Here is a 22,602-nt window from a genome sequence, read left to right on the forward strand (position 1 = left end):
TCACTGGTGCAACAAGGTAGCACAACCCGTTGCCCGGACAACGACAATGGCGGATGATGCGCACTGTCTGCACACCATCCGCCATGCGGAGTGTCTGTCCGGCAAGTCTTGCCCGGCGATACCGTCCATACGATGCGGGCACCGGCGTCATCAGCAATCAGCCACGTCCTTCTACCGGGAACCCCCATCTGCGGTATCCTGTTGCGCCGCACGTTCCAGCTCGCGATGCCGGTGCATCGGTGTGGCGACAATCAAATACGAGACCCAAATCGCCAACGCCCAAAACGGGATGCCCATGAGCAGACGGGCGGTACCAAGCCACGCCACCTGGTCGGACAGATACAGCGGAACCTGCACGAGCAGACGGAGCGCGAACACACCCACCCACAGTGCGGTTATCGTCATATACGCGCGTTTGAGCAGTCTGTCGTCCATCCAACCGCGGAACCAATCATGGAAATGTTCGGTCGGCAACGACCGGATGAATTCGACCACGAGCCCGAGTCCCGGCACCCGTGCAATCAACGAGATGCCCAACAGCACGATATACACGGCATTCGTGATGAAGCCGAACATATAGTAATTGCGCGCCTCATGACTGTGCCACGCCCACACCAAGCAGATTGCGACCGACACCAATCCGCTCAACGCCCCCATGACCGACTGGCGTTGGACAAGCCTGGCCAGCACTTGCACCACGGCGAGCATCGCGGATACCATCACCGTCAGGCGCAAATCGGACGTGACAACGAACATCACGACGAAAACGAAGCCTGGCAGCATCGATTCCACGACGCCACGCGGGCCGCCAATCGCCTCGATGACGGAGAAATCGCCGTCCCCCGCTTGAGTGAGGGCGGCGACACCGGTACGCGGTTTGCGGTTCTGGGCCGAATCCGGCATCGCGCCACTCAACGCACTTCGGAGAACATCGGGCCACGGGACAAGGTGGTCTTCTGCTCTACTTGCTGATCGGAGTCGAACGGACCCTTCGGACGCTGCGGAATCTCGGCGTTCGTCTGCTGCGCTTGCTCTGCCGCGGCCTTACGCTCGCCCGGAGTGACCGGCGCATGCATCGGGATCAGGTCGCGCGGAGCGAGCGGCTCTTCTCCACGTTCCACAACGATTTGCGAGAAGAAGCGGTTCAGCGCCTGTGTTTCCTCGTCATCCGGATCGGTCGCGGCCTTGCCGGAGAAAATGCCACGCAACATCCAACGCGGGCCGTCCACACCCACGATGCGGGTGGTCGCCATCTTGCCTTCCTTGATCGGGACCGGCAGAATGAGCTCCATGCCAAATACGCCCGGCACTTCCTTGGCGACATCACTCTTGGAATCCAGCAGGTCGGCGCGCACGTCGTCCCACAATCCCAGCGTCTTCGGCGCGGCAAACGCCTCGACTTCCAGGCTAGACGTGCCGTACGTAATGGTGGCGCCCAGAACCGCCTTATTCGCGCGGGCGGCTTTGATGCGCAGCTCGATGCCCTTCATGAACGGGATGTAGTAGGCACCAAGGTCGAGGTACTCATCATAGTCGGGGACGTATTCGTCGCGCACATCCCACGGACCCCAGTCCTCACCGCGGCCTTCATACTCTTCGCTCGCCTCGGTGGGATAGTCCGCTTGCTCCTCGGCAGCCTCAGGCTGATCGGGTGCTGTAGTCGCCTCGTCACCCTGGGATACGTTCTGTTCCTTGGCTTGCGCGGCTACTTCCGACTGTTTCGCTTCGTTGTCGTCAGCCGCGGCTGCCTTGCTGTCGTTGGCATCAACCGCGTTCTGGCGTGCCTTCTTCGCGTCCTTGTCGCGCGCGGCATCATCGTCATGATGCTTCTTCTTGCCGAATCCGAACAATCCCATAGCTCCTCGTTTCTACGGATATGACAGTCCCAAGAATAACACCGCAGATGAAAGCCAGCTGTGAACGCGATGTCGTGCGTTCGCGCGGCTGAAGCCGGTATCGGCGGGTCTCAGGGACGACAACTGCTGTTCACACGTCGTACGTGATGCTCAGCGGCGCGTGGTCGGACCAACGGGCGTCGTAAGTGGGCGCCTTGTCGATGGTGAATCCGCGTGCGGTCTGCGCGAGCTCTGGCGTGGCGAACTGGTAGTCCAGGCGCCAACCGGTGTTATTGTCGAACGCCCTGCCGCGCTGGCTCCACCACGTGTACGGCCCTTGGATATCACCGGCAAGCTCGCGCATCACATCGACGAACTCGTACTCGCCGAGCCATTTGTCGATATACGCGCGCTCCTCGGGCAAGAAGCCGGAGTGGGTCACATTCGCCTTCGCGTTCTTGATGTCGAGCGGGGTGTGCGCGATGTTGAAATCGCCGCACAGCACCGCCTGCTTGCCGCCGTGCGCCGCCTCGTCGCGCAGCTGCCCCATGCGGGTGAGCATGGTGTCAAGGAAACGGAATTTCTGGTGCATCTTATTCGGATCGTCAACATCGCCGGAATGCACGTACACGCATACGACCGTAATCTCGTAGCCTTGCGGGGAGCGGACATCCGCCTCAATCCAGCGTCCGGAATCCACGTCTTCCTCAAGCCCGGGTAACCCATACCGGGTGGCGACCACCGGCAGCGTCGACAGCAGCCCGACGCCGGCGCGACCTTTGATACGGCAGACTTCGTCCATGGTGTGAAAATCGGCAGGATTGGCGACTTTTCCGGAGTCCACGTAGGTATCGGCAATCTTGTTGAAAATCGGGTCGATTTCCTTCTGGGGTGCGCGGACCTCCTGCATGCACCAGACGTCAGGCGTATGCTCTTGCACCCAATGCATGATGCCCTTGCGGTTCGCCGCACGTAGGCCGTTGACATTCGATGTCGTGATCACAATGCTCATGGCTCCGAGCCTAGCAGCGCTCCCCTACGAGCCGTCACGCGCTCTTGAGCGTCCGTTACCTTCGTTTCTGCACCGGTTATGCCTTCATCCGCGTGTCCACCTGTACCGCCCATCCGTACAAACTGGCTACGCTTACGGCCATCCCAGCGTAACCAGTTTGTGAGAAAGATCAGCCGCAAGAGAGGCAGACTCTGAGACGGAAGCCCCACAACCCTCTACCGACACTCAGCACGGTCCCAGCGTCGGCAGAAATACAAAACCGTCTACCGATGTTGAGGGGGTTCCTAGCGTCGGTAGACGGTTATGGGATGGCTCTACTAAGGCAACAGACTGCGAATCAGTCGAGACCGAGCTTGAGCTTGCCTCCCGGAATCGCGTCGAGCAGGTCGCGCGTGTACTGCTGCTGCGGGTGGTCGAATACCTCGTCGGTTGTCGCATGTTCGACCAGCTTGCCGTGCTGCATCACTACCACCTCATCGGCGATCTGACGGACCACCGCGAGATCATGCGTGATGAACAGGTAGCTCAGCCCGCGTTCCGCCTGCAAATCATTGAGCAGATGAAGCACCTGGTCCTGCACCAGCACGTCGAGCGCGGATACCGCCTCGTCGCAGATGATGACATCCGGATCGAGCGCCATGGCACGTGCGATCGCGATGCGCTGACGCTGACCGCCGGACAGCTCGTTCGGATACCGGGTCATCACGGATTCAGGCAGTTCGACCATGTCAAGCAGCTCGCGCACACGCTTCGCACGGCTCTTCTTGTCTCCGATATGGTGGATACGCAACGGCTCCTCGATGGACCGGTAGATCGAGTACATCGGGTCGAGCGAACCATACGGGTTCTGGAAGACCGGCTGGACATGCCGACGGAAGTCCAGCAGCTCGGCCTTGCCGAAGTCCGAAATGTTCTTGCCTTCGTAGAAAACCTTGCCCGACGTGGGCTCAAGCAGCCGCAACACCATGTTCGCGACGGTCGACTTGCCAGAGCCGGATTCTCCCACGATGGCGAGCGTCGTACCGCGCTTGACGGAGAAGGACACGTCATCCACCGCCTTGAACATCTCTTTCTTGCGCGGAAGCTTGAATTCCTTCGTCAGATGCTCGACAGTGATAATGTGCTCGCTCTTCTCCAGCGTCTGCTCGCCCTTGACCTGGTGCTCGAGCAACGCATCCGCATTCTGACCGCGTTCTTTCGCGGAGATGATGCGCTGCGAGGCGAGCGACGGAGCCGCCGCGACCAGCCGCTTGGTGTACGGGTGCATCGGGTGCTGCAACACTTCGAGCGATGGGCCGGATTCGACAACCTGTCCCTTGTACATCACGACAATATGCTGCGCGCGTTCCGCCGCCAGACCCAGATCATGCGTGATGAACAGCACTGCAGTGCCCAGCGAATCGGTGAGCGTCTGCAAATGGTCAAGGATGCGCTTCTGGACGGTCACGTCGAGCGCGGACGTCGGTTCGTCGGCAATCAACAGGTCAGGACGGCATGCCAGACCGATGGCGATCAGCGCGCGTTGGCGCATACCGCCGGAGAACTCGTGCGGATACTGACGCGCACGCGTCGCAGCGTCCGGCAGGCCGGCTTCGTCAAGCAGGCCGGCGATGCGGTCGTTCATATTCGAACCGGTGACATGCTCCTTGGCGATCTGCCAGGCCTTGTCATCGTTCACACCGGCCTTGATGAGGTCGTCGGCCACGCGCCAACGGGTCTCGGAGCCAGGCGTCCATTCTTCAGTGAAGAACTCCATCGCATTGTCAAGCTTCTTACCGCTCATGCCGATCTCGGTGAGCGCCTGCTTAGCGGCGTCAAGCAACGCGGGAAGCTCAGCCGAGCCGATGAAGGTCTCGTCGTCTTCACTTTTTACGTTGACTTCATCGCCTGCAAGCGCTTTCGCAAGCTTGGACCGCTTCTCATGCGAGATGTCCATATGGTTGGCGACAAGCGCTTCCTTGACCTGGGTGCCGATACGCCACACCGGGTTGAGGTTGCTCATCGGGTCCTGCGGGACCAGGCCCATCTTGCTGCCGCGCAGCTGGTCATACTCCTTGCCCTTGAGACCGGAAATCTCCTGACCTTCGAGCTTGATGGAGCCACCGACCACGTGTCCGGTGCCCGGAAGCAGGCCCAAGACCGCCATAGCGGACGTTGATTTGCCGGAACCGGATTCACCCACAATCGCCACCCACTGTCCGGGATAGACGTTGAACGAGGCGTCGCGCACGGCATGGACGTCATGCCCGTTGTCGTCAGTGAAATCGACCTTCAGATGCTGTACTTCCAGCAGCGGGCCCTGCTCGCGCTGCATCGCCTCGAGCCGCTGTGCGGCCTCGTCCTTCGCATTGGTATTGGTGTTCTCAGTCATCACATACTCCTTGTCAGGCCGTACGGCTCTTCGGATCGAGCGCGTCCTTGACGGCGTCACCCATCATGATGAAGGCCAGCACGGTAATTGCCAGCGCGGCCGACGGATAGAACAGGACGGAGGGGTTGGTCCGCAGCACGGATTGCGCGCTGGAGATGTCGCCGCCCCAGCTGACCGTGGTGGTCGGCAGGCCGACACCGAGGAAGCTCAACGTCGCCTCAAGCACAATGTAGGAGCCGAGGGACGTGGTGCCGATGACGATGATCGGGGCCAGCGAATTGGGGATGATATGCCGAATCAGATTGCGCCATGGCGTCGAACCCAAGGCAGTGGAGGCGGTGTTGAATTCGAGGTTCTTCGCTTCCATGACCGCGCCTCGGGCGATACGCGCAGTGGACACCCAGCCGAAGAGCGTGATGACGAGCACCAGCTTCCAGATCGAGGTGCTGGTCTTGAACATCTGCAGCACGACGATGGCGCCGAGCAGAATCGGCAGCGCGAGGAAGATATCAGTCAGACGGCTGAGCACCGCGTCAACCCAGCCTCCGAAGAAACCGGCGAGCGCGCCGATGAACGCACCAATCACCACCACGAAGATCGTGGACAACAGACCGACGCTCAGCGAGGTGCGGGTCCCGTAGATGGTGCGGGTATACACGTCGCAGCCTTGCAGGTCGAAGCCGAAGGGATGGCCTGCTTTGGCAGGCTCGAGGGAGTTGTCGAGGTTGCAGTAGTTCGGGTTCTGCTTGGTGAGCGTGCCCGGGAAGAGGGCGACGAACACGACGAAGATGATGAGAATCGCGGAAATGATGAACATCGGGTTGCGACGCAGCGTACGCCACCCGTCAGCCCACATGCTGGCCGCCGGCGCGGATTCGTCGATTGAGTCGACCGCCTGGAGCGGGGTTTCGTCGATCGGTGCGACGAATCGTTCCTGTCCGGGCAATACGCGGGCGGTGTCATTGCGTGATGGTTCTGCCATGATTATCTCTTCCTTCCTCTCACGCGTACCGGATGCGCGGGTCAAGCGCCGCGTACAGCAGGTCGACGATGAGGTTGGCGACGACGAAGATCAGGGTCAGCAGAGTGACGATGGAAACGACCATATTGCTTTCGCCCTTGAGGATGCTCTGATAGGTGAGGTATCCGATGCCGTGCACGTTGAAGATGGTTTCGGAGATCATCGCGCCGCCCATGAGCGCTCCGAGATCCTGGCCGAGATAGGTGACCACGGGGATCAGCGAGTTGCGCAGGACGTGGCGCATGAACACCTGGCGGCGACCCATGCCCTTGGCACGGGCGGTACGCACGTAGTCCTCGTTCATGTTGGATGAGATCTCACCGCGGGTGAGCCTGATGATATAAGCCATGGACACCGAGCCGAGCACGATGGCCGGCATGATCAGGTCGACGAAGCCCGGATCGTTGCCGGCGGTGACAGGCAGCAGCCTCCACTTGACGCCGACGAGATACTGCATGATGAAGCCGGTGACGAAGGTCGGCACGGAGATGAGCAGCAGGGAGATGATCAGAATCACCGTGTCACCCCAACGTCCCTTGTTGAGGCCGGAGATGATACCGAAGATGATGCCGAAAACCGCTTCAAACACGAAGGCCATCAACGCGAGCCTGATGGTCACGGGGAAGGCGCGGCCGATTTCGTCGATGACCGGCTGGCCGGCGAAGGTGTTGCCGAAATCAAGGGTCAGCGCGTTCTTGAGGAACAGCAGGTACTGAATGATGAACGGCTTGTCAAGGTTGTATTCGGCGCGGATCTGGGCCGCGACCGCCTGGTTGACCGGCTTGTCCCCGAACATGGCTTTCACCGGGTCGCCCGGCAGCGCGAAGACAAGAGCATAAACCAGGAGAGTCGTGCCAAGGACCACGGGAATCATCTGCAGAATGCGTCGCAGAAGATATTTGCCCATTGGGTTGCTCCTTATTGCTCTTCGGCCGTTCGCACCGGGCCCTGTCGGGCATGGCGGCACTGCGGCCATAAAATACTTACGATAGTCTACCCCACCTCTGCCCCTGCGTCACCTGTACAAGGCCTGAAACCGCGCTCGCCCTGTGTTGTAGGGCATTCGGGGCGTCATGGTGACTGTTTCCGTATACCGGACGTTAACAGCGTAGAAACATTGCTTTTTCGGATAATGATGGGTTTGACACGACGAGGGCGCATGACATGAATGCATGTCATGCGCCCTCGTGGAATATCAGACGCCTATCGGCGTGCCGTCACTTGGACAGCTCCGAATAGACCGGCTGGTTCTGCCAGTTCATCGTGAAGTTCTTCACGCCCTTGGCAGCCACGCCGTACGCGTTGCCGTAGTACAGCGGGATGGCCGGCAGATCGTTGAGCAGGATTTCCTGGGCCTGCTGGTAGATCTTGTTCGCGGCTTCGGTGCTGGTCGCGGCGTACGCCTGGTCCATGAGCTTGTCGAAGGCCGGGTTCTTGTAGTCGCCGTCGTTGGAGCCCTGGTTGTCGGCCGCAGCGGAGTCGTACAGCTGGTACAGGTAGTTCTCCGGGGACGGGTAATCAGGCTGCCAGCCGGTACGGAACGCGCCCTTGATGGTGCGGTTGGACACGTCGGTGCGGAACTCCTGGAAGGTCGGGACCGGGTTGGTGGCGGCCTTGATGCCCAGGTTGTTCTTCAGCTGGTTGACCACAGCGTCGTAGATCGGCTTGGCGCCGCCGTCGGCGTTGTAGGAGAAGGTGAGGGTGCCGTCATACTTGGAGATGGCATCGGCCTTGGCCCACAGTTCCTTGGCCTTCTTCGGGTTGTACTCCAGGTTGCTTTCGCCCTTGAGGGAGTCCGAATAGCCCGGGGTCATCGGGGAGGTGAATTCCTTGGCCGGGGTGCCGACGCCGCCGAGCACCTTGTCGACGATGGTCTTGCGGTTGATGGCCATGGAGATAGCCTGGCGACGCAGGACGCCTTCCTCGGTGTTGGACTTGAAGTGATCGAGATCGGACGGGATGGTGAAAGTCTGGCTCGCGGAACCGGCCTTGTTGTAAGCCTCGACGTTGGGATCGGACTGGAAGGTCTTGGTCGCGGTCGCCGGGACGGAATCCATGACGTCGAGGTTGCCGGACTGCACGTCGGCGTAGGCGGAATCGGTGGAGGTGTAGATCTTGAAGGTCACGCCGTCATTGTTGACCTTGACGTTGCCCTTGTAGTCGGGGTTCTTGACCAGCACGATCTGCTTGTTGTGATCCCAGCTGGAGAACTTGTACGGGCCGTTGCCGACCGGCTTCTCGCCGAAGGCCTTCGGGTCCTTGTAGAAGGATTCCGGCAGCGGGGAGAAGCCCTCGTAACCGACCTTGACCGGGAAGGTGGCGTCAGGCTGGTTCATAGTGACGGTGAAGGTATAGTCGTCGACGACCTTGAGGCCGGAGAGCTGCTCATCGCCCTTCAGGCCGTCCTTCTGCAGGTCGTCATAGCCCTTGATGGTGGAGAAGAAGGACGCGCACTTCTGGGCGTTCTTCGCGTTCGCGGTGTAGCTCCAGGCCTTGGTGAAGGATTCGGCGGTCACCGGGGTGCCGTCCGTGAACTTCCAGCCCTTCTTGAGGGTGATGGTGTATTCGCTGGAGTCGGCATTCGGCTTGATGGACTGGGCGACCTCGTTCTTCGCGTTGCCCTTGTTGTCAAAGCTCACCAGGCGGGCGAACATCAGTTCGACCGGGCGGCCGCCGCCAGTTTCGGTGGTGTTGCCCGGGACGAGCGGGTTCTGCGGCTCGGAGCCGAAGGCGGTGATGATGACCTTGCCGCCGTTGGACGAACCGGAAGTCGAAGATGACGACGAGCCGCAGCCGCCGAGCGCCATCGCGAGCGAGCACGCCGCCGCGATCAGCGCAATAGCTTTCTTCTTCATATTGTTTTTCTCCTGTGTGTGTTTGATTTTGGGACGAATCCCAAAAAAACAACGAGGCTCGGGCTCCCGCCCCAACCTCGTTGCTGAACATCGTCAATTCTTACCCCTCTGTGGGACAAGATGCAAGATGCATGTTTTCGCTGCCATCCGCAACGCCTCGCGCATCAGGCGTTCAATCGCGACGTCGTCCAAGGCCTTGCATGACAAAAATTCCCAAGTGTTCCAAGCAATTGCCGGATACTTGCCACTCGACGTGGCCCGCCGATGTTTTCGCAACCATTGTTACGAGTCGGTAAATTTTCTTCTCGTTCCGCGCACAACGCGCGACAAGCCTGCGGGCGCGCAGGGACATGCGGATTAGATGTTCCGCGTGTGGTTTGTTGTTTGCCGATATAGATTTGACGGAGGAAAAACAGCGTTCGCTCGTCGTTGCAATATGCTCCCGGACCGGTCGCACCGGGTCGCAACTGGGATGACGGCGAGCGCTCTTGCGAACCGAATCGGTTGTCGGCATGCGTTCTCCGGTTCGGTAGCGGATTATCCAGCCGAGGCATGTCGGGCCGCCGCAGCAACGCCGTGTTCAGGCGCGTGGGAAAGCCTGCCGGTAGCGTTGCTTGAGCTGCTCCATCGAAACGTGGGTGTACCGCTGGGTGGTGCGCAGCGAGGCGTGCCCAAGCATCTCCTGCACTTCACGCAGATCGGCGCCGCCGTCGAGCATATGGGTCGCGGCACTGTGCCGCAAGGCGTGCGGACTGATGTCCGGAACACCCGCCTTGCGAGCTTCGCCATGTACGACCTGCCGGACAATCCGCTGGTCGACCCGGCCGCCCCGGCGACCAAGGAACAACGCCTCCCCAGAGCGATCGCCTGCAAGCGCGGGGCGCCCGGCTTGCAGCCACTGGTCCAACGCACACGCCGCCGGCGCTCCGAACGGAACGACACGCTGCTTATCCCCTTTGCCGGTGACGCGGACGGTGCGCTGGGCGAAATCGATGTCGGCAATGTCGATGCCGACAAGTTCCCCGACGCGGATGCCCGTCGCATAGAGCAGCTCCATCATTGCGGCGTCGCGGACGGCGATTGCATGGTCCGCAGGCGAACCGCCGATCTGGTGCCGTTGGCATTCCGGTTGTTGCCCACCGCGCTCCGATCGACGCTGTCCTTGCTGAGGTCCTTGCTGGTGTCCCCCTCGCGCCGTCCCTGCACTCCCCCGCGCTGTGTACGCATCCGCATCATCCATCAGGGTTTTCGCCTGTGCTTCGGTCAATACCGCCGGAAGCACGGAAGGGATTTTCGGGGTCATGAGCAGGGCAGCGGGGTCGCTGTCAATCAGCCCTTGATCCTGCGCCCAACGGAAGAAGCCACGGACCGCCACGGTCCTGCGCGCCATGCTGGAACGCGCGTATCCGCGGGCGCTTTCACTGGACATCCACGCCCGCAAATCGTCCACATTGACCCGATCGAGCGCTTCGAGGCCATCGATATTCATGGTGACGAGGCAGTCCAGCACATCGATGCGATACGCTTTCAGCGTATTGTCGCTGGCGGCGCGATTGACGCGAAGATCATGGAGGAACTCGTCGATAACCGCCTCGATTTGGGCGCCGACGAGCTGCTCCATCTGTGACGAGGATTCCTTCTTGTCACAAGCCCGTCCGTCCGCTGCGCCACCTGACCGGCGAGCGCCCGGTTTGCGTCGTTCCCGTTCCATCTGTGTATACCTTCCGTCTGCCCGTATCTACTCGTTCGCACTCGTCCGCTTATCCTTGTTCGCCCATGATAGTTGCCATAGTACGCAGCCGCGGTCTACGCCGATGCACGAACGGCCATAAGATGGGCACGGCGGCATATCCGCATATCCGCATATCCGTGGCGATTGGCCGCATGCCCGTCTGCAGCGGAACCCCAGCAAGCGAGGAGACCATGTTCATTGTTCCACAACCAGAACCGCACAACACCGCGGGGAACACCGACGTCCCGCCCGCGAAGCGAGAGCCGCGCGACTTGTCCGACGCCATCGGCGGGAGCGGGGTGCCGAGGCTTCCACGCGAGATTCCATCTGGTGCTCGCATCGTCGTCCGCACGAAGGCAGGTGCGGACCCGAACACCGGCAGAATGACGTATCGGGATTTTGTCGGGCATGTGCAGCAGTGGAACGGAACCACCCTGAAGATGATCCGCGACGCCGCCGCCAACGGGTCTCGCCCCGAACAGCAGGTCAGCATTGAGGCCGATAGCATCGTGCGGCTCAAGCCGGTTCCGGAACGCCCCGGCACAGCGGCACGTCGAAAGGCATCCGACAAGGCTTAGGAACGACCGCGCGCAAATCGGGAATTCAGATGCGAATCGCGCAATCAGACGACTTCTCCCAATATCCAACACCCGGTGTGGGCGTGTCCGGCCAACTCAACCATCGAGGCGGTCGAAACCGGGACACGAAACCGATGACGTGAAACTACAGGCAACCGGAACCAAAAACACGAAACCGGACACACACAACAACACGCCACTGAAACCGCAGACCGTCCCGCAGATGTTCGCATATTCAGGCAGGCAGATGTCACGCGCGCACTAGCGCAGCGGACACCACCGCCGGGCGGCGCTCGACCACCGCGACGGCATCCGAACGCCACCCCGTCACCTGCTCGCCGCGACGTGCCGATTCCAACAGTTGGTCACGCCACGTGGCGGGATTGAGCGGCATGTCCATCGTCACCGGCGTTTCCGCCTGAGTATTCGCGCGCACGCACGCCGCCTTGTAGTCGCGGAATGGTTGGCCGTGGGCGAAGAACTCTCCGATCTGCCGGTCGTCCCCGTCGTGCAACGCGTCAGCGACTGCGACAAGACGATCGGCCATATGTCGCAACAGCGTTTCGACATTCTCGGCATCCTCATCGACCATGGCACGGGTTCGCTGCGGATCAGTCAGCGCCACTCGGGTCATGTCACGCCACGACCCTGCGGCGAGGGCTGCGGCGATATTGCGGTCGGGATTGTCCGTCAGCTCATTGATCAACGCCGTGGCGACCACATGCGGCATGTGGGAGATCAGCGCCGCCGCACGATCATGCGTGCCGTCGTCGATGACGATGCACCGGTTGGCGCACCCCTCGGTGATCATGCGCGCTACCACAAGGAAACGCCGGTAATCTGTCGATTCGTCCACGGTGATCGCCCACAAGGCATGGTCGAACAGGCTTGGATCGGAAGCCTCGAAGCCGGAACGCTCGGTTCCAGTCATCGGATGGGCGCCCACATAGCAGTCCCCCAGACCCGCGGCGACGACCTGCTGCCGCACCAAGGCTTTCACACTGCCGACATCGGTCAGGGTGGTCGCTGTGCGGTCGATGACCGGGGCAAGCCGGGAGAGCATCTGCGGCATGGCTTTCAGCGGATTGCACAATACGATGAGATCGGGGCGTGCACCGGGATGCCCCGCGAGCTCCTCGAGCGAGTCCACGCATACGATGCCGTCCCGTCTGGCCTGTTCATACGGGTGCGGGCGGTGGTTCCACGCAATCACCCGATACCCGTTGGCCGCCAGATGGCGTGCCAGGGAGCCACCGATCAGGCCCAATCCGACAATGCCGATTGTTATGCCTGTCTTGTCTGCCATCGTATCCGTCTCCCTTCCTCGTTCTGCCGTGTGCACCATACTTGTCGAGTCTGTCGCGTTCGTCGAGCCTGCAGTATTCGCCGTATCGGTCGCGGCGATCGCCGAGCCTGTAACGCCACCTGCATGGCCGCATGCGAACCGTCGCCCGGAATCATCACTCACCACAGCAACTCCCTTGCAGCGTCGACACTGCTATCCCACGCCTCTGGGATGGATTGGGGTTCGAAGCATACTCCCCCTTGCGGCAACATCCACTCGTTGACCGGCGGATTCGGCCGCTCCCTGCGCGGGTAGACCGCCAGAGTCTTCACCCAGTCGCCATGTTCTACGACCTCAGTCAGCACACTGCGGAAATGCGGTTGCCATGGGGCTGCATCCACGGCAGCGACGAAACTGTAAGTCCCCGCATGCCCCTTGATCGGGCAGGAGATGAAGCTGGTCATATTCAGTCCGGCGTCGCGTAACACGTCCAGGAGATTCGCCAGTACGCCGGGCCCTGTGCTCAACGGGATGAACGCGATGATTGTTTCGAACTCGCTGTTGCCGTCCGCCTTGGCTTGCGCCATCAGCGAGGGCACATCATCCCGGCGGGCGAGAACAAGGAACTCGGTTCGAGCGCCGTGATAATCCTGCACATGGTGTTCAAGCGTGTCCAAATGGTATAATTCGCCGCAAATCGATGGGCCGAGCGCCACTTGGCCGTCACGCACGTCCCGGCAGGCGGCCGCGTTCGACGTGGCAGGCATGAGCGTGAGATGATGCCGGGCGATAAACCGCTGGCATTGTGCCAATCCGTGCGGGTGTGCAGTCGCTTCGCGGAGCGCGACGCCCCGTTTCGCGCTCCCCTGTGGCACAAACGCGTCGAACACGACATCGACGCCGACATGGGCAAAGCCGACAACGTCATCCGCGTCGATCATCATATCGAGGTTCGGGACCACATACCCTTCGACATTGTTTTCCCACGCGATGACACCCCATCCCTCGCCGTCGCGCACATGCGCCATGACCTTGGGAATGGTGCTTTCCGGCATCGGGGTGATGTCCTCCGATAGCGGTGCGAGCATCCGGCTTGCGCACACCGCCGCCTGATGAGTGAAAGAGCCTTGCGGGCCCAGATAATACAACGGGAGCGACTGGCGTCGACTTGCAGCCTCAAATGCGCGATTGCCATCGCAAACAGTGTTGTCGGTGATGTCTTGGCTCATTGGACTTCCTTGTCTTGCGCGGTGTTGTCGGTGTCTGTGCCATCGGCGGTGTCGCTTGCAGTCGCCGCGTGTGCCGCCGGCCGGATGTCGTCATCCGCGGTGATACGGAACCATCGTTTCGGCAGGAACAGCAGGATGACTTGCACCACAATCATGCCGTACAGCCATATCATGCCGACATGCTCGCTCCAGAACGGTACCGCCGAGGGGTCCCCGAATCCCACCGGCGCCAATGCGCCCGAACCGCGGGGAGCCACCGCAAGCCCCCACGCGATAATCGAGGACGCCGCCACATGGACTCCCAGCCCCAGCGCGCCGGCGCGTGACCGCGCGCACCACGCCGACAGCGCGATAACAAGCAATGCGAGGACCAGGCCGTACGGAATATTCGCGGACGCGCCCAGCCGATGCGCAAGCGTGCCGATCATGCCGACCGCGGCGCCGGCGAGCAGCGAAATGGTCATCCGTGTCGGATACGACTGGCGATGCGACCACGGCAGGTCGCGCCCCGAAGCTGGTGAAGAAGTCATATGTCCAGTATGCCTTCCCGCCGCGAAAAACGCCCCGCTTCTTCCACACCGGCGAATCCCTCGCGCTTGTACCGACACCGCGAAACAACATCGCGAAAACGACGACGCCGTCTGTACCCAGACCATGCCGAGTGCAGACGGCGTCAGACCGTCAATCGTCTTCGCGCATCAGGAGCGCGATGACGGTGTCATGCCTTACTTGGCTGCCGCGTTGTTCTGGCGACGCTGCTTGGCGCGCCACTTGTACCATTCGTCGCGGCTGAGGATGATCTTACGCACGCGGATGGCTTCCGGCGTCACCTCGACGCATTCGTCCTCGTTCGCGAAATCAAGCGATTCCTCGAGGCTCATCTTGATTGGCGGGGTGAGCGTTTCAAGCACGTCGGCGGTGGAGGAACGCATATTGGTCATATGCTTGGCCAGCGTAATGTTGACATCGAGCTCGTCAGGCTTGTTGTTGATGCCGACGACCTGGCCTTCGTAGACCGGGGACTGCGGCTCGACGAAGAACTGGCCGCGGGCCTGCAGACGCTGCATGGCGTACGGGGTGGCGACACCGGCGCGATCGGAGACCATGGAGCCGTTCTGGCGGGTCACGATCTCACCTGCCCACGGGGCGTAGCCAGCGGAGATGGAGCTCGCGATGCCGGTGCCGCGCGTGGCGGACAACAGTGCGGTGCGGAAGCCGATCAGACCACGGGACGGCACGGTGAATTCCAGGCGCACCCAGCCGGAACCGTGGTTGGTCATCGAATCCATACGGCCCTTGCGATCGGCCAGCAGCTGCGTGACCGTACCCATGTACTCCTCGGGCACGTCGATGGTGGTGTTCTCCATCGGCTCGTTGATCTTGCCGTCGATCATCTTGGTGACCACCTGCGGGCGGCCGACAGTCAGCTCGTAACCTTCGCGGCGCATCTCCTCAGCGAGGACAGCCAGCGCGAGTTCGCCACGGCCCTGGACCTCCCACGCGTCAGGACGGTCAGTCGGCAGCACCTTGATGGACACGTTGCCGATGAGCTCGCGGTCGAGACGATCCTTGATCATACGGGCGGTAAGCTTGTGATCCTTGCCTTCACGGCCAGCCAGCGGGGAATCGTTGACACCGAAAGTCATGGAGATCGCCGGGTCGTCGACATGGATAAGCGGCAGCGGACGCGGGTCGTTCGGGTCGACGATGGTTTCGCCGATCATGATGTCGCTCACACCGGCGACGGCGACGATGTCGCCGGGGCCTGCGGATTCCACCGGGATGCGGTCCAGACCCTGCGTGCGCAGCAGTTCGGAGACGCGGAAGTTCTCAATCGAGCCGTCCACACGGGACAGGCCGTAGGTCTTGCCCTTCTCGAGCAAGCCGTTGTACACGCGCACGAGGCCGAGACGTCCAAGGAAGTCGGAGGAGTCGATATTTGCGACATGGGCCTGTAGCGGTGCGCCCTCCTCGTACTGCGGGGCGGGGATGTTGGCGATAATCGATTCGAACAGCGGTTCGAGGTTGTCGTTGTCCGGCAGTGCGCCGTCGGCGGGCTGGTCGGCGGAAGCGTAGCCGACCTTCGCGGCGCAGTAGATGACCGGCAGGTCGAGCAGGGAGTCGAGATCAAGGTCGACACCCTCTTCCATGACGTCCTGAGCCAGGCCGAGCAGCAGATCAGTGGATTCGCTGACGACTTCGGAGATGCGGGCGTCCGGGCGGTCGGTCTTGTTAATGCACAGGATAACCGGCAGCTTCGCCTCGAGCGCCTTGCGCAGCACGAAACGGGTCTGCGGCAGCGGGCCTTCGGACGCGTCGACGAGCAGCACCACGCCGTCGACCATGGAAATACCGCGCTCGACCTCGCCGCCGAAATCGGCGTGGCCGGGGGTATCGATCACGTTGATGGTGATGCCGTCGGGCTCACCGTACTTCGCGGCAAGCGGGCCGGTGTACTTGACCGCCGTGTTCTTGGCGAGGATGGTGATGCCCTTCTCGCGTTCCAGATCGTTGGAATCCATGACGCGGTCCGGGACTTCCTCACGTTCGTTGAAGACGTGGGACTGCTGGAGCATGGCGTTGACCAAGGTGGTCTTGCCGTGATCGACGTGCGCTACGATTGCCACATTACGGATATCACCGCGAACTGCCATCAATTACCTCTCTTAATTGCATGATTTGTCTACGTATCACTCTCGGATGCGGGAATCACCCACCTACCGCTTACACATAAACCGTCACAAGATTACCGGCGGACCACGACAGGTTGAATCGGCTGTCCGCGAAGCGCACAGGCCGGCCGCGGCGACGGTCTACAACGCGCCAAGCTGCTCCCCCGCCGCCTCGCGGACCACTTGTCCTGCGTCGGTCGGAAGGAACGGGGCCAACGACGGCAAGTCATCCAATGAATCGAGGCCCATGTATTCGAGGAACAACCCAGTCGTTTCCAGCAACGCGGCGTGCGTCTGGGGGTCCGCGCCATGTTCCTGCACCAGTCCGCGCACGGTCAGCGATCGGATCACACCGTCGGAATTGACCCCTCTGATCGAAGCGACCTGGGCGCGAGTCATCGGCTGCTTGTACGCGATGATGGCGAGCGCCTCGAGCGCCGCCTGCGACAGGCGCGAAGTTTGCCCGTCAGTAACGAACGCTCCGACAACCGGTTCAAACTCGCTGCGGCTGACATATTGCCATCCGCGAGCACTGCTGCGCAAGGCGAAACCTCGCGGGACGATACCGTGTTCGAGATCCCCGTCGTATTCGCGTTGGAGCGATTCGAGCGCGTCGCGGACATCCTTGGGATCGCAATGCAACGCGCGCGCCAGGTCCCGCTCCTGTTGGGGCCCGTCCGCGACCATCAGCACCGCTTCCAGGCACGCCGGCAAGCCGCCGGGAAAATCATCCACTTGCCATGCCTGCTGTAGCTTGTCCAAGCCACCCGGAGCCGCCGTTCCGTCCGGAGAGGCCATCTCACGCTTCGTATCGTCTTCGATCATGACATATCCTTCTCGCCAACCAATTCGGCGCTCTGACGGCCCGGCATCCACCTGACGAACAACGGTTCGAACGGCCCAGACTGGCGGTATTGCACGGCTCCCTGTTTGAAAAACACGAGAATGGCGAAGAACCGCGCGACCACCTCAAGCGTGCCATGCGCATCCTCGCAGAGCTTGGAGAACGCCATGCCCTCTCCGGCGGGCAAGGCGCGCAGACGATCGCGGACCAACGCGGATTGCTCCCGCAAATCAACCAACGGCACATGCAATTGATGAGTCGCAACATGTTCCAGCGGCGCGTTCGTCAATGCCGCCGCGGCGATTCCCGCAAGTTCCTGCGGGGTGAGCGTCCACACCAGTTGCGGCAGCATCGCGGCGAAAGCAGGGTCAGCGCTGCCAGGGTGGGCGTGGCGTGCGTTGTCGTCCATCCGAACACGGAAATCGGACGCCGCCTGTTTGAACGCATGATATTGCAGCAGTCTAGCGAACAGGAGATCACGTTCCCGTAACGCCTCCAAGCTGCGTTCGTCCTGGGTGCCGTCTTCGTCATGCGGCAACAAGGCAGCGCTTTTCGCTTCGATGAGCACGGATGCCACATCGAGGAACGCACTCGCCTCATCCATATTGCGCTCAGTGTCGAGCGTGCGCACGTATGCAAGAAATTCTTCCGTGATGGCGGACAGGGACACTTCAGTCAGTTCGAGGCGTCTGTTGGCGATCATGCCCAACAGCATGTCGAACGGGCCAGCGTAGTTGTCCAGATTGACGGAGAAACCGTCCGCAGCCGGCATGTCCGCCATTGCCGTCATGGCCAGCGTACCGGTTTCATCACTTTGGACACCGTCCGACGCCTGCACCGACCCCTGCACGGATGGCGACTGCCCACTCACGGCGTATCCGCCAACGTTCAGGCGACGACTCCGCGCGCGACCATTTCGCGGGCGACTTCACGATATTCCTGTGCGGTTTTGTGGTTCGGCGCGTATATCGTAATCGGCGCGGCGGCGACTGTCGCATCGGGCAGTTTGATGGATCGGGAGATCACCGTATGGAACACCTTGTCGCCGAACGCCTCATAGATGCGCTGCAGCACTTCCTCGGAATGCAGGGTGCGTGTGTACATGGTGACCAGCACCCCGTCGATTTCAAGGGAAGGGTTGATGCGCGACTGGACTTTCTCGATGGATTGCATGAGCAGCGCCACGCCACGCAACGCGAAGAACTCAGCGGCAACCGGAATCATCACGCCGTCCGCCGCAGTCAGCGCGTTGACGGTGAGCAGGCCGAGGGACGGCTGGCAGTCGATGATGATGAGATCGTATTCATCACGTACTTTGCGCAGTACGCTAGCGAGAATCTGCTCGCGACCCACTTCGGTGACCAATTGGACTTCCGCCGCAGACAAATCGATATTCGCGGGCATGACGTCAAGGTTCTTGAAATCCGTATGTTGGATGATGTCGTGCGGGTCGACGGACGGGTCGAACAGGGCGGTGTACACGGTGTTGTCCACTGTGTTCGCGTTGATGCCGAGGCCGACCGTAGCCGCGCCCTGCGGATCGAAATCGACAATCAGCACACGACGGCCGTACTGGCTGAGCGCGCCGGCGATATTGATGGAGCTGGTGGTCTTGCCGACGCCGCCTTTCTGATTGCACATCGCGATGACGCGCGCAGGCCCGTGCTCGTGGCGCGGCTGTGGCGCAGGAAACGTCTCATATTCTCGTCCCAGTAAATCCGTTGGCATACCGTTCACTGTACCAAGCGGCGTGTCCACGTCCGGCTGCGCCTCGCCCTCGGCATCCAACTCATCATCATCGGATGCATGAATTGATTGCGTTGCACCGGTATTCGTGCCCATGATCGACAATAATCCCTGACGGGTGTCGCGCATCGGGGTCATCGTGTCATCCACGCCTGCTCCTTCCCGCGTATCCGCCGCGGATACGCCTGACGTGCGACCGCGTCGCCGCACACCGAACACCATCGTATCGCCCGCACGTCCCAGCGGCTGTATTATGCCGGACGGTCATCTCGCCCGTGGATGAGCGGTCATATACGTTTCCATCAATGTTTCCGGTGCGATATGCGTGTAGATTTGCGTGGTCGTGACCGACGCATGTCCCAGCAGTTCCTGCACGGTGCGCACATCGGCGCCACCTTGGATCAAATGCGTGGCGAAGGAATGGCGCAAGGTATGTGGGTGCAACGGACGGGCCAGATGCGCCCGCTCCCCCGCAATGCGTACGGCGTCCCAAGCGCTTTGCCGTGACAGTCGCTGGCCGCGGCGGTTGAGGAACACCGCCCGCAGCTCGGGTTGCTTGGCTTTGTTCGCAAGCGCAGGCCGGCCAATGCTTCGATACCGTTCCAACGCGTCACATGCGTAGCTGCCGACCGGCACCAGCCGCTGCTTTGACCCCTTGCCGGTGAGCCTGACCAGTCGGTCATCGAAGTCAATATCAGCGAAATCCACGCCCACGGCCTCGGAAATACGGGCGCCGGTGGCGTACAGGAATTCGAGCAACGCCTTGTCCCGTAAAACCACGGGGTCTTGGCTGCCGTGCATCGCCGCGGCGTCCAATAATGTCGAGACCTCGTCGATTGTCAAAACATCCGGCAGATGGGATCCGCCTTTGGGGGCGCGTACTTTCGCGGAGGCATCGTCGCTGACAGCACCACGAGATAATGCGAATCGGTGAAATTCGTGGATACTGGCGAGATGGCGCCGGCGGCTTGCCACGCTCTGGCCTTGCCCGGCAAGCGATTGCGCATAGGCTTGCACATCCTGCTGCCGAATTCCGTCCAGTGAATGAATGCCGCGATCTTCCATCCAGGTGATATAGCGATCGAGATCCGACCGGTAGGCGTCGACGGTCGCGTCCGCGAGGCCGCGTTCCACGGCGATATGCCCGATGAACGCCGACAGCTGGTCGTGCAGCGATGACGACAGTGTCGTCGACGGATTCAATCGCTCAGCCATCGTCCCATCATCTCCCGTGCCGGTGTTGTGCCGGTGTACCTACATGTTCTGTGCTGTTGCATATGGTACAGGCACGGCAACACGACGACGGTTGTCCGTTCCTACGTTCACCGAGCAAGTTCCCCTGATCGAGCACCACGCCTCGGTTCCTAATGGGCGTCGGATACAACGTGCCGCCAATACAACGGGCGGCTGACACTGCGGGTTGCTAATACAACGCATTACTGATACAAACTGTCTACACTGAGACCGGTCTTGGCGTAGACAGTTTGTGTAGGTGGGCGACGGCACCCGATTCGTGACAGGACACCATCGCATCCGTCTCCGTCGGGCACACGTGCCGACCAACGGGCAGGATATACGACAATGCCCCGGCTCCTTAGAGAAGTCGGGGCATTGCGAGACATTACAACGGTCAGCGGGGTTCAGACCTCCGCATGGCCGCTATGCTCACGGATGTGCTCAGGCAGCGACCGGGGCGTTCACATCAGCCGGCAGCGCAGCCTTGGCGGCGCCGACGATGGTCTTGAACGTGTCCGGATCGGAGACAGCGAGCTCAGCAAGAGCACGACGATCGAGTTCGATGCCGGCGAGACGCAGACCCTGCATGAAGCGGTTGTAGGTGATGCCTTCAGCGCGGACGGCGGCGTTGATGCGCTGGATCCACAGCTTGCGGAAGTCACCCTTACGCGCCTTACGGTCACGGTAGTTGTAGGTGAAGGAGTGCAGCAGCTGCTCCTTGGCCTTACGATACAGACGGGAGCGCTGACCGCGATAGCCGGAAGCCCTCTCGAGAACGACGCGACGCTTCTTGTGGGCGTTGACTGCGCGCTTGACTCGTGCCATAGTTATTTCCTCAGCTTTCTATTCGTCTAGTAACTCAACGGGCTTCGGCTCAGCGACCGAGCAGACCGCGCATCTTCTTCGCCTGCGACGTGGCCAGCACCTCGTCAGCGGACAGGTGACGGCGCTTCTTGGCCGACTTGTGCTCGAGGTTGTGGCGCATACCGGTGCCGGCGTGCATGAGCTTGCCCGAGCCGGTGACGCGGACGCGCTTGGAAGCGGCGGAATTGGTTTTCATCTTCGGCATTGCTGCCCTCCTTGTGATTATCTATCACATCGTGTTGGATAGCGTGGGCGAATGGGCTCGGCCCATCCGACACATTCATTTGGCCTACTTGGAAGGCTTGTCTTCCTTCTGTTCGACGGAGGCGACAGCCTCTTTGGGAGCCTGAGCCGCATTGGCCTTCGACTCCTGCTTGGCTGCGAGGCGAGCCGCCTGGCGTGCCTGGCGCTCCGCACGCGATTCAGCGCCGCGACGGCGCTGCTCGGACTGCGTGTGCACCTTCTTGCCCTTGGGCGCAAGCGTCATGATGATGTTGCGGCCCTCCTGCTTCGGCGCGGATTCAACCGTGCCGTAGTCCTGCACCTCGTCGGCGAGCTTCTCGAGAAGCTCCACGCCGCCGATCGGACGGGACTGCTCGCGGCCGCGCAGCATGATGGTGACCTTGACCTTGTCGCCGCCTTCAAGGAAGCGGATGACATGGCCCTTCTTCACCTCGAAGTCGTGGGCATCAATCTTGAGACGGAAACGGATCTCCTTGATTTCGGCTGTGCTCTGATTTCGGCGCGCTTCACGAGCTTTGATCTTCTCGTTGTACTTGTACTTGCCGTAATCAATGAGCTTGGCCACCGGAGGCTTCGCGTTCGGTGCCACCTCGACGAGATCGAGGTTCGCTTCCTTCGCCAAGTTCAGCGCAACCGTGGTCGCGATGACGCCGACCTGCTCGCCGTTCGGGCCAATCAGGCGCACTTGGGAGACGCGAATCTCGTCGTTAATGCGTGGTTCGTCGCTAATGATGACTCCAATCCTCATATTTCCTGAAGCGGATTCCCCTCAGAACCGTTCGCGGTGAGTTCATGGAAGACACTGACGCAATCTCGTCATACGAACCTGTACAACCAAATCGTCATTCAACAATGCGTTGACACGCATCAAGGTCTAGCCTTGAACCCGAAACCACGACAGGCTTCCAGGTGGGGTTAACACCCGCTTTCTTGATTTCTCAAGCCGGTGCAATAGCTTAGCACATGGCCGGACCAAATGCAGCCGCGTGTCGCGACCTCGTTGCGAGCGATGTCCAGGCAACGCAACTCCCCGGCGGGCTCAAGTCCCGCGATCTGACCGGACGACATTATACTGGTCG

Annotated in this window: 20 protein-coding genes; 1 reads left to right on the forward strand and 19 read right to left on the reverse strand. The window is 61.2% G+C overall.

Features of this window, described 5'->3' with window-relative positions; all coding sequences use genetic code 11:
- Window positions 1-171: 171 nt before the first annotated feature.
- The 8 genes from K315_RS09485 to K315_RS0105325 all read right to left on the reverse strand — a co-directional run bounded on the left by K315_RS09485 (window position 172) and on the right by K315_RS0105325 (window position 10,715).
- Window positions 172-903 (reverse strand): DUF3159 domain-containing protein, encoded by a 732-nt coding sequence (locus K315_RS09485; protein ID WP_033520459.1) that lies wholly within the window; start codon window positions 901-903, stop codon window positions 172-174.
- A gap of 8 nt (window positions 904-911) precedes the next feature.
- Window positions 912-1,856, reverse strand: coding sequence for a DUF3710 domain-containing protein (locus tag K315_RS0105295; protein ID WP_029576514.1), 945 nt, complete (start codon window positions 1,854-1,856; stop codon window positions 912-914).
- 130 nt (window positions 1,857-1,986) lie between these two features.
- Window positions 1,987-2,847 (reverse strand): exodeoxyribonuclease III, encoded by an 861-nt coding sequence (locus tag K315_RS0105300; RefSeq protein ID WP_029576515.1) that lies wholly within the window; start codon window positions 2,845-2,847, stop codon window positions 1,987-1,989.
- A 337-nt stretch (window positions 2,848-3,184) separates the two neighbouring features.
- Entirely contained in the window at window positions 3,185-5,218 is a 2,034-nt protein-coding gene (locus tag K315_RS0105305; RefSeq protein ID WP_029576516.1) for a dipeptide ABC transporter ATP-binding protein, read from the reverse strand.
- 13 nt (window positions 5,219-5,231) lie between these two features.
- Complete coding sequence (locus K315_RS0105310) at window positions 5,232-6,200, reverse strand: ABC transporter permease (protein ID WP_029576517.1); 969 nt, start codon at window positions 6,198-6,200, stop codon at window positions 5,232-5,234.
- 19 nt (window positions 6,201-6,219) lie between these two features.
- Complete coding sequence (locus K315_RS0105315) at window positions 6,220-7,146, reverse strand: ABC transporter permease (RefSeq protein ID WP_029576518.1); 927 nt, start codon at window positions 7,144-7,146, stop codon at window positions 6,220-6,222.
- 310 nt (window positions 7,147-7,456) lie between these two features.
- Window positions 7,457-9,094, reverse strand: a complete 1,638-nt coding sequence (locus K315_RS0105320; protein WP_029576519.1) for a peptide ABC transporter substrate-binding protein — start codon at window positions 9,092-9,094, stop codon at window positions 7,457-7,459.
- 580 nt (window positions 9,095-9,674) lie between these two features.
- Window positions 9,675-10,715: a tyrosine recombinase XerC gene (locus tag K315_RS0105325; protein WP_029576520.1), complete on the reverse strand. Its 1,041-nt coding sequence runs from the start codon at window positions 10,713-10,715 to the stop codon at window positions 9,675-9,677.
- Window positions 10,716-11,125: 410 nt separating this feature from the next.
- Here K315_RS0105325 and K315_RS0105330 point away from each other — a divergent pair, with 410 nt between their 5' ends.
- Window positions 11,126-11,404, forward strand: coding sequence for a DUF6725 family protein (locus K315_RS0105330; protein ID WP_029576521.1), 279 nt, complete (start codon window positions 11,126-11,128; stop codon window positions 11,402-11,404).
- A gap of 250 nt (window positions 11,405-11,654) precedes the next feature.
- Here the strand turns inward: K315_RS0105330 and K315_RS0105335 are convergent, their stop codons facing one another.
- The 11 genes from K315_RS0105335 to infC form a co-directional block, all read right to left on the reverse strand.
- Window positions 11,655-12,749, reverse strand: a complete 1,095-nt coding sequence (locus tag K315_RS0105335) for a prephenate dehydrogenase (RefSeq protein ID WP_081666410.1) — start codon at window positions 12,747-12,749, stop codon at window positions 11,655-11,657.
- 119 nt (window positions 12,750-12,868) lie between these two features.
- Entirely contained in the window at window positions 12,869-13,918 is a 1,050-nt protein-coding gene (locus tag K315_RS0105340) for a prephenate dehydratase (protein ID WP_029576523.1), read from the reverse strand.
- Entirely contained in the window at window positions 13,915-14,448 is a 534-nt protein-coding gene (locus K315_RS0105345; RefSeq protein ID WP_029576524.1) for a hypothetical protein, read from the reverse strand. Before K315_RS0105345 ends, K315_RS0105340 begins: the two co-directional genes overlap by 4 nt.
- A gap of 195 nt (window positions 14,449-14,643) precedes the next feature.
- Entirely contained in the window at window positions 14,644-16,572 is a 1,929-nt protein-coding gene (gene typA, locus K315_RS0105350; protein ID WP_015450206.1) for a translational GTPase TypA, read from the reverse strand.
- 159 nt (window positions 16,573-16,731) lie between these two features.
- Window positions 16,732-17,415 carry an SMC-Scp complex subunit ScpB gene (gene scpB, locus K315_RS0105355; RefSeq protein WP_033520462.1) on the reverse strand — a complete coding sequence of 228 codons (684 nt, stop codon included), beginning with the start codon at window positions 17,413-17,415 and terminating at the stop codon, window positions 16,732-16,734.
- On the reverse strand, window positions 17,412-18,224 hold the full coding sequence (locus K315_RS0105360; protein ID WP_033520516.1) for a segregation and condensation protein A: 813 nt from the start codon (window positions 18,222-18,224) through the stop codon (window positions 17,412-17,414). Before K315_RS0105360 ends, scpB begins: the two co-directional genes overlap by 4 nt.
- Window positions 18,225-18,322: 98 nt before the next feature.
- Window positions 18,323-19,162, reverse strand: a complete 840-nt coding sequence (locus K315_RS0105365) for a ParA family protein (RefSeq protein ID WP_029576527.1) — start codon at window positions 19,160-19,162, stop codon at window positions 18,323-18,325.
- 282 nt (window positions 19,163-19,444) lie between these two features.
- Window positions 19,445-20,395 (reverse strand): site-specific tyrosine recombinase XerD, encoded by a 951-nt coding sequence (gene xerD / locus K315_RS0105370; RefSeq protein ID WP_029576528.1) that lies wholly within the window; start codon window positions 20,393-20,395, stop codon window positions 19,445-19,447.
- A 462-nt stretch (window positions 20,396-20,857) separates the two neighbouring features.
- Window positions 20,858-21,241, reverse strand: a complete 384-nt coding sequence (gene rplT, locus K315_RS0105375; RefSeq protein ID WP_029576529.1) for a 50S ribosomal protein L20 — start codon at window positions 21,239-21,241, stop codon at window positions 20,858-20,860.
- Between the two features lie 49 nt (window positions 21,242-21,290).
- Entirely contained in the window at window positions 21,291-21,485 is a 195-nt protein-coding gene (rpmI, locus tag K315_RS0105380) for a 50S ribosomal protein L35 (protein ID WP_015450200.1), read from the reverse strand.
- Window positions 21,486-21,569: 84 nt separating this feature from the next.
- Window positions 21,570-22,271: a translation initiation factor IF-3 gene (gene infC / locus K315_RS0105385; protein ID WP_029576530.1), complete on the reverse strand. Its 702-nt coding sequence runs from the start codon at window positions 22,269-22,271 to the stop codon at window positions 21,570-21,572.
- Window positions 22,272-22,602 lie beyond the last annotated feature (331 nt).

The organism is Bifidobacterium thermacidophilum subsp. thermacidophilum DSM 15837 (assembly GCF_000426425.1).
GTDB lineage: Bacteria > Actinomycetota > Actinomycetes > Actinomycetales > Bifidobacteriaceae > Bifidobacterium > Bifidobacterium thermacidophilum.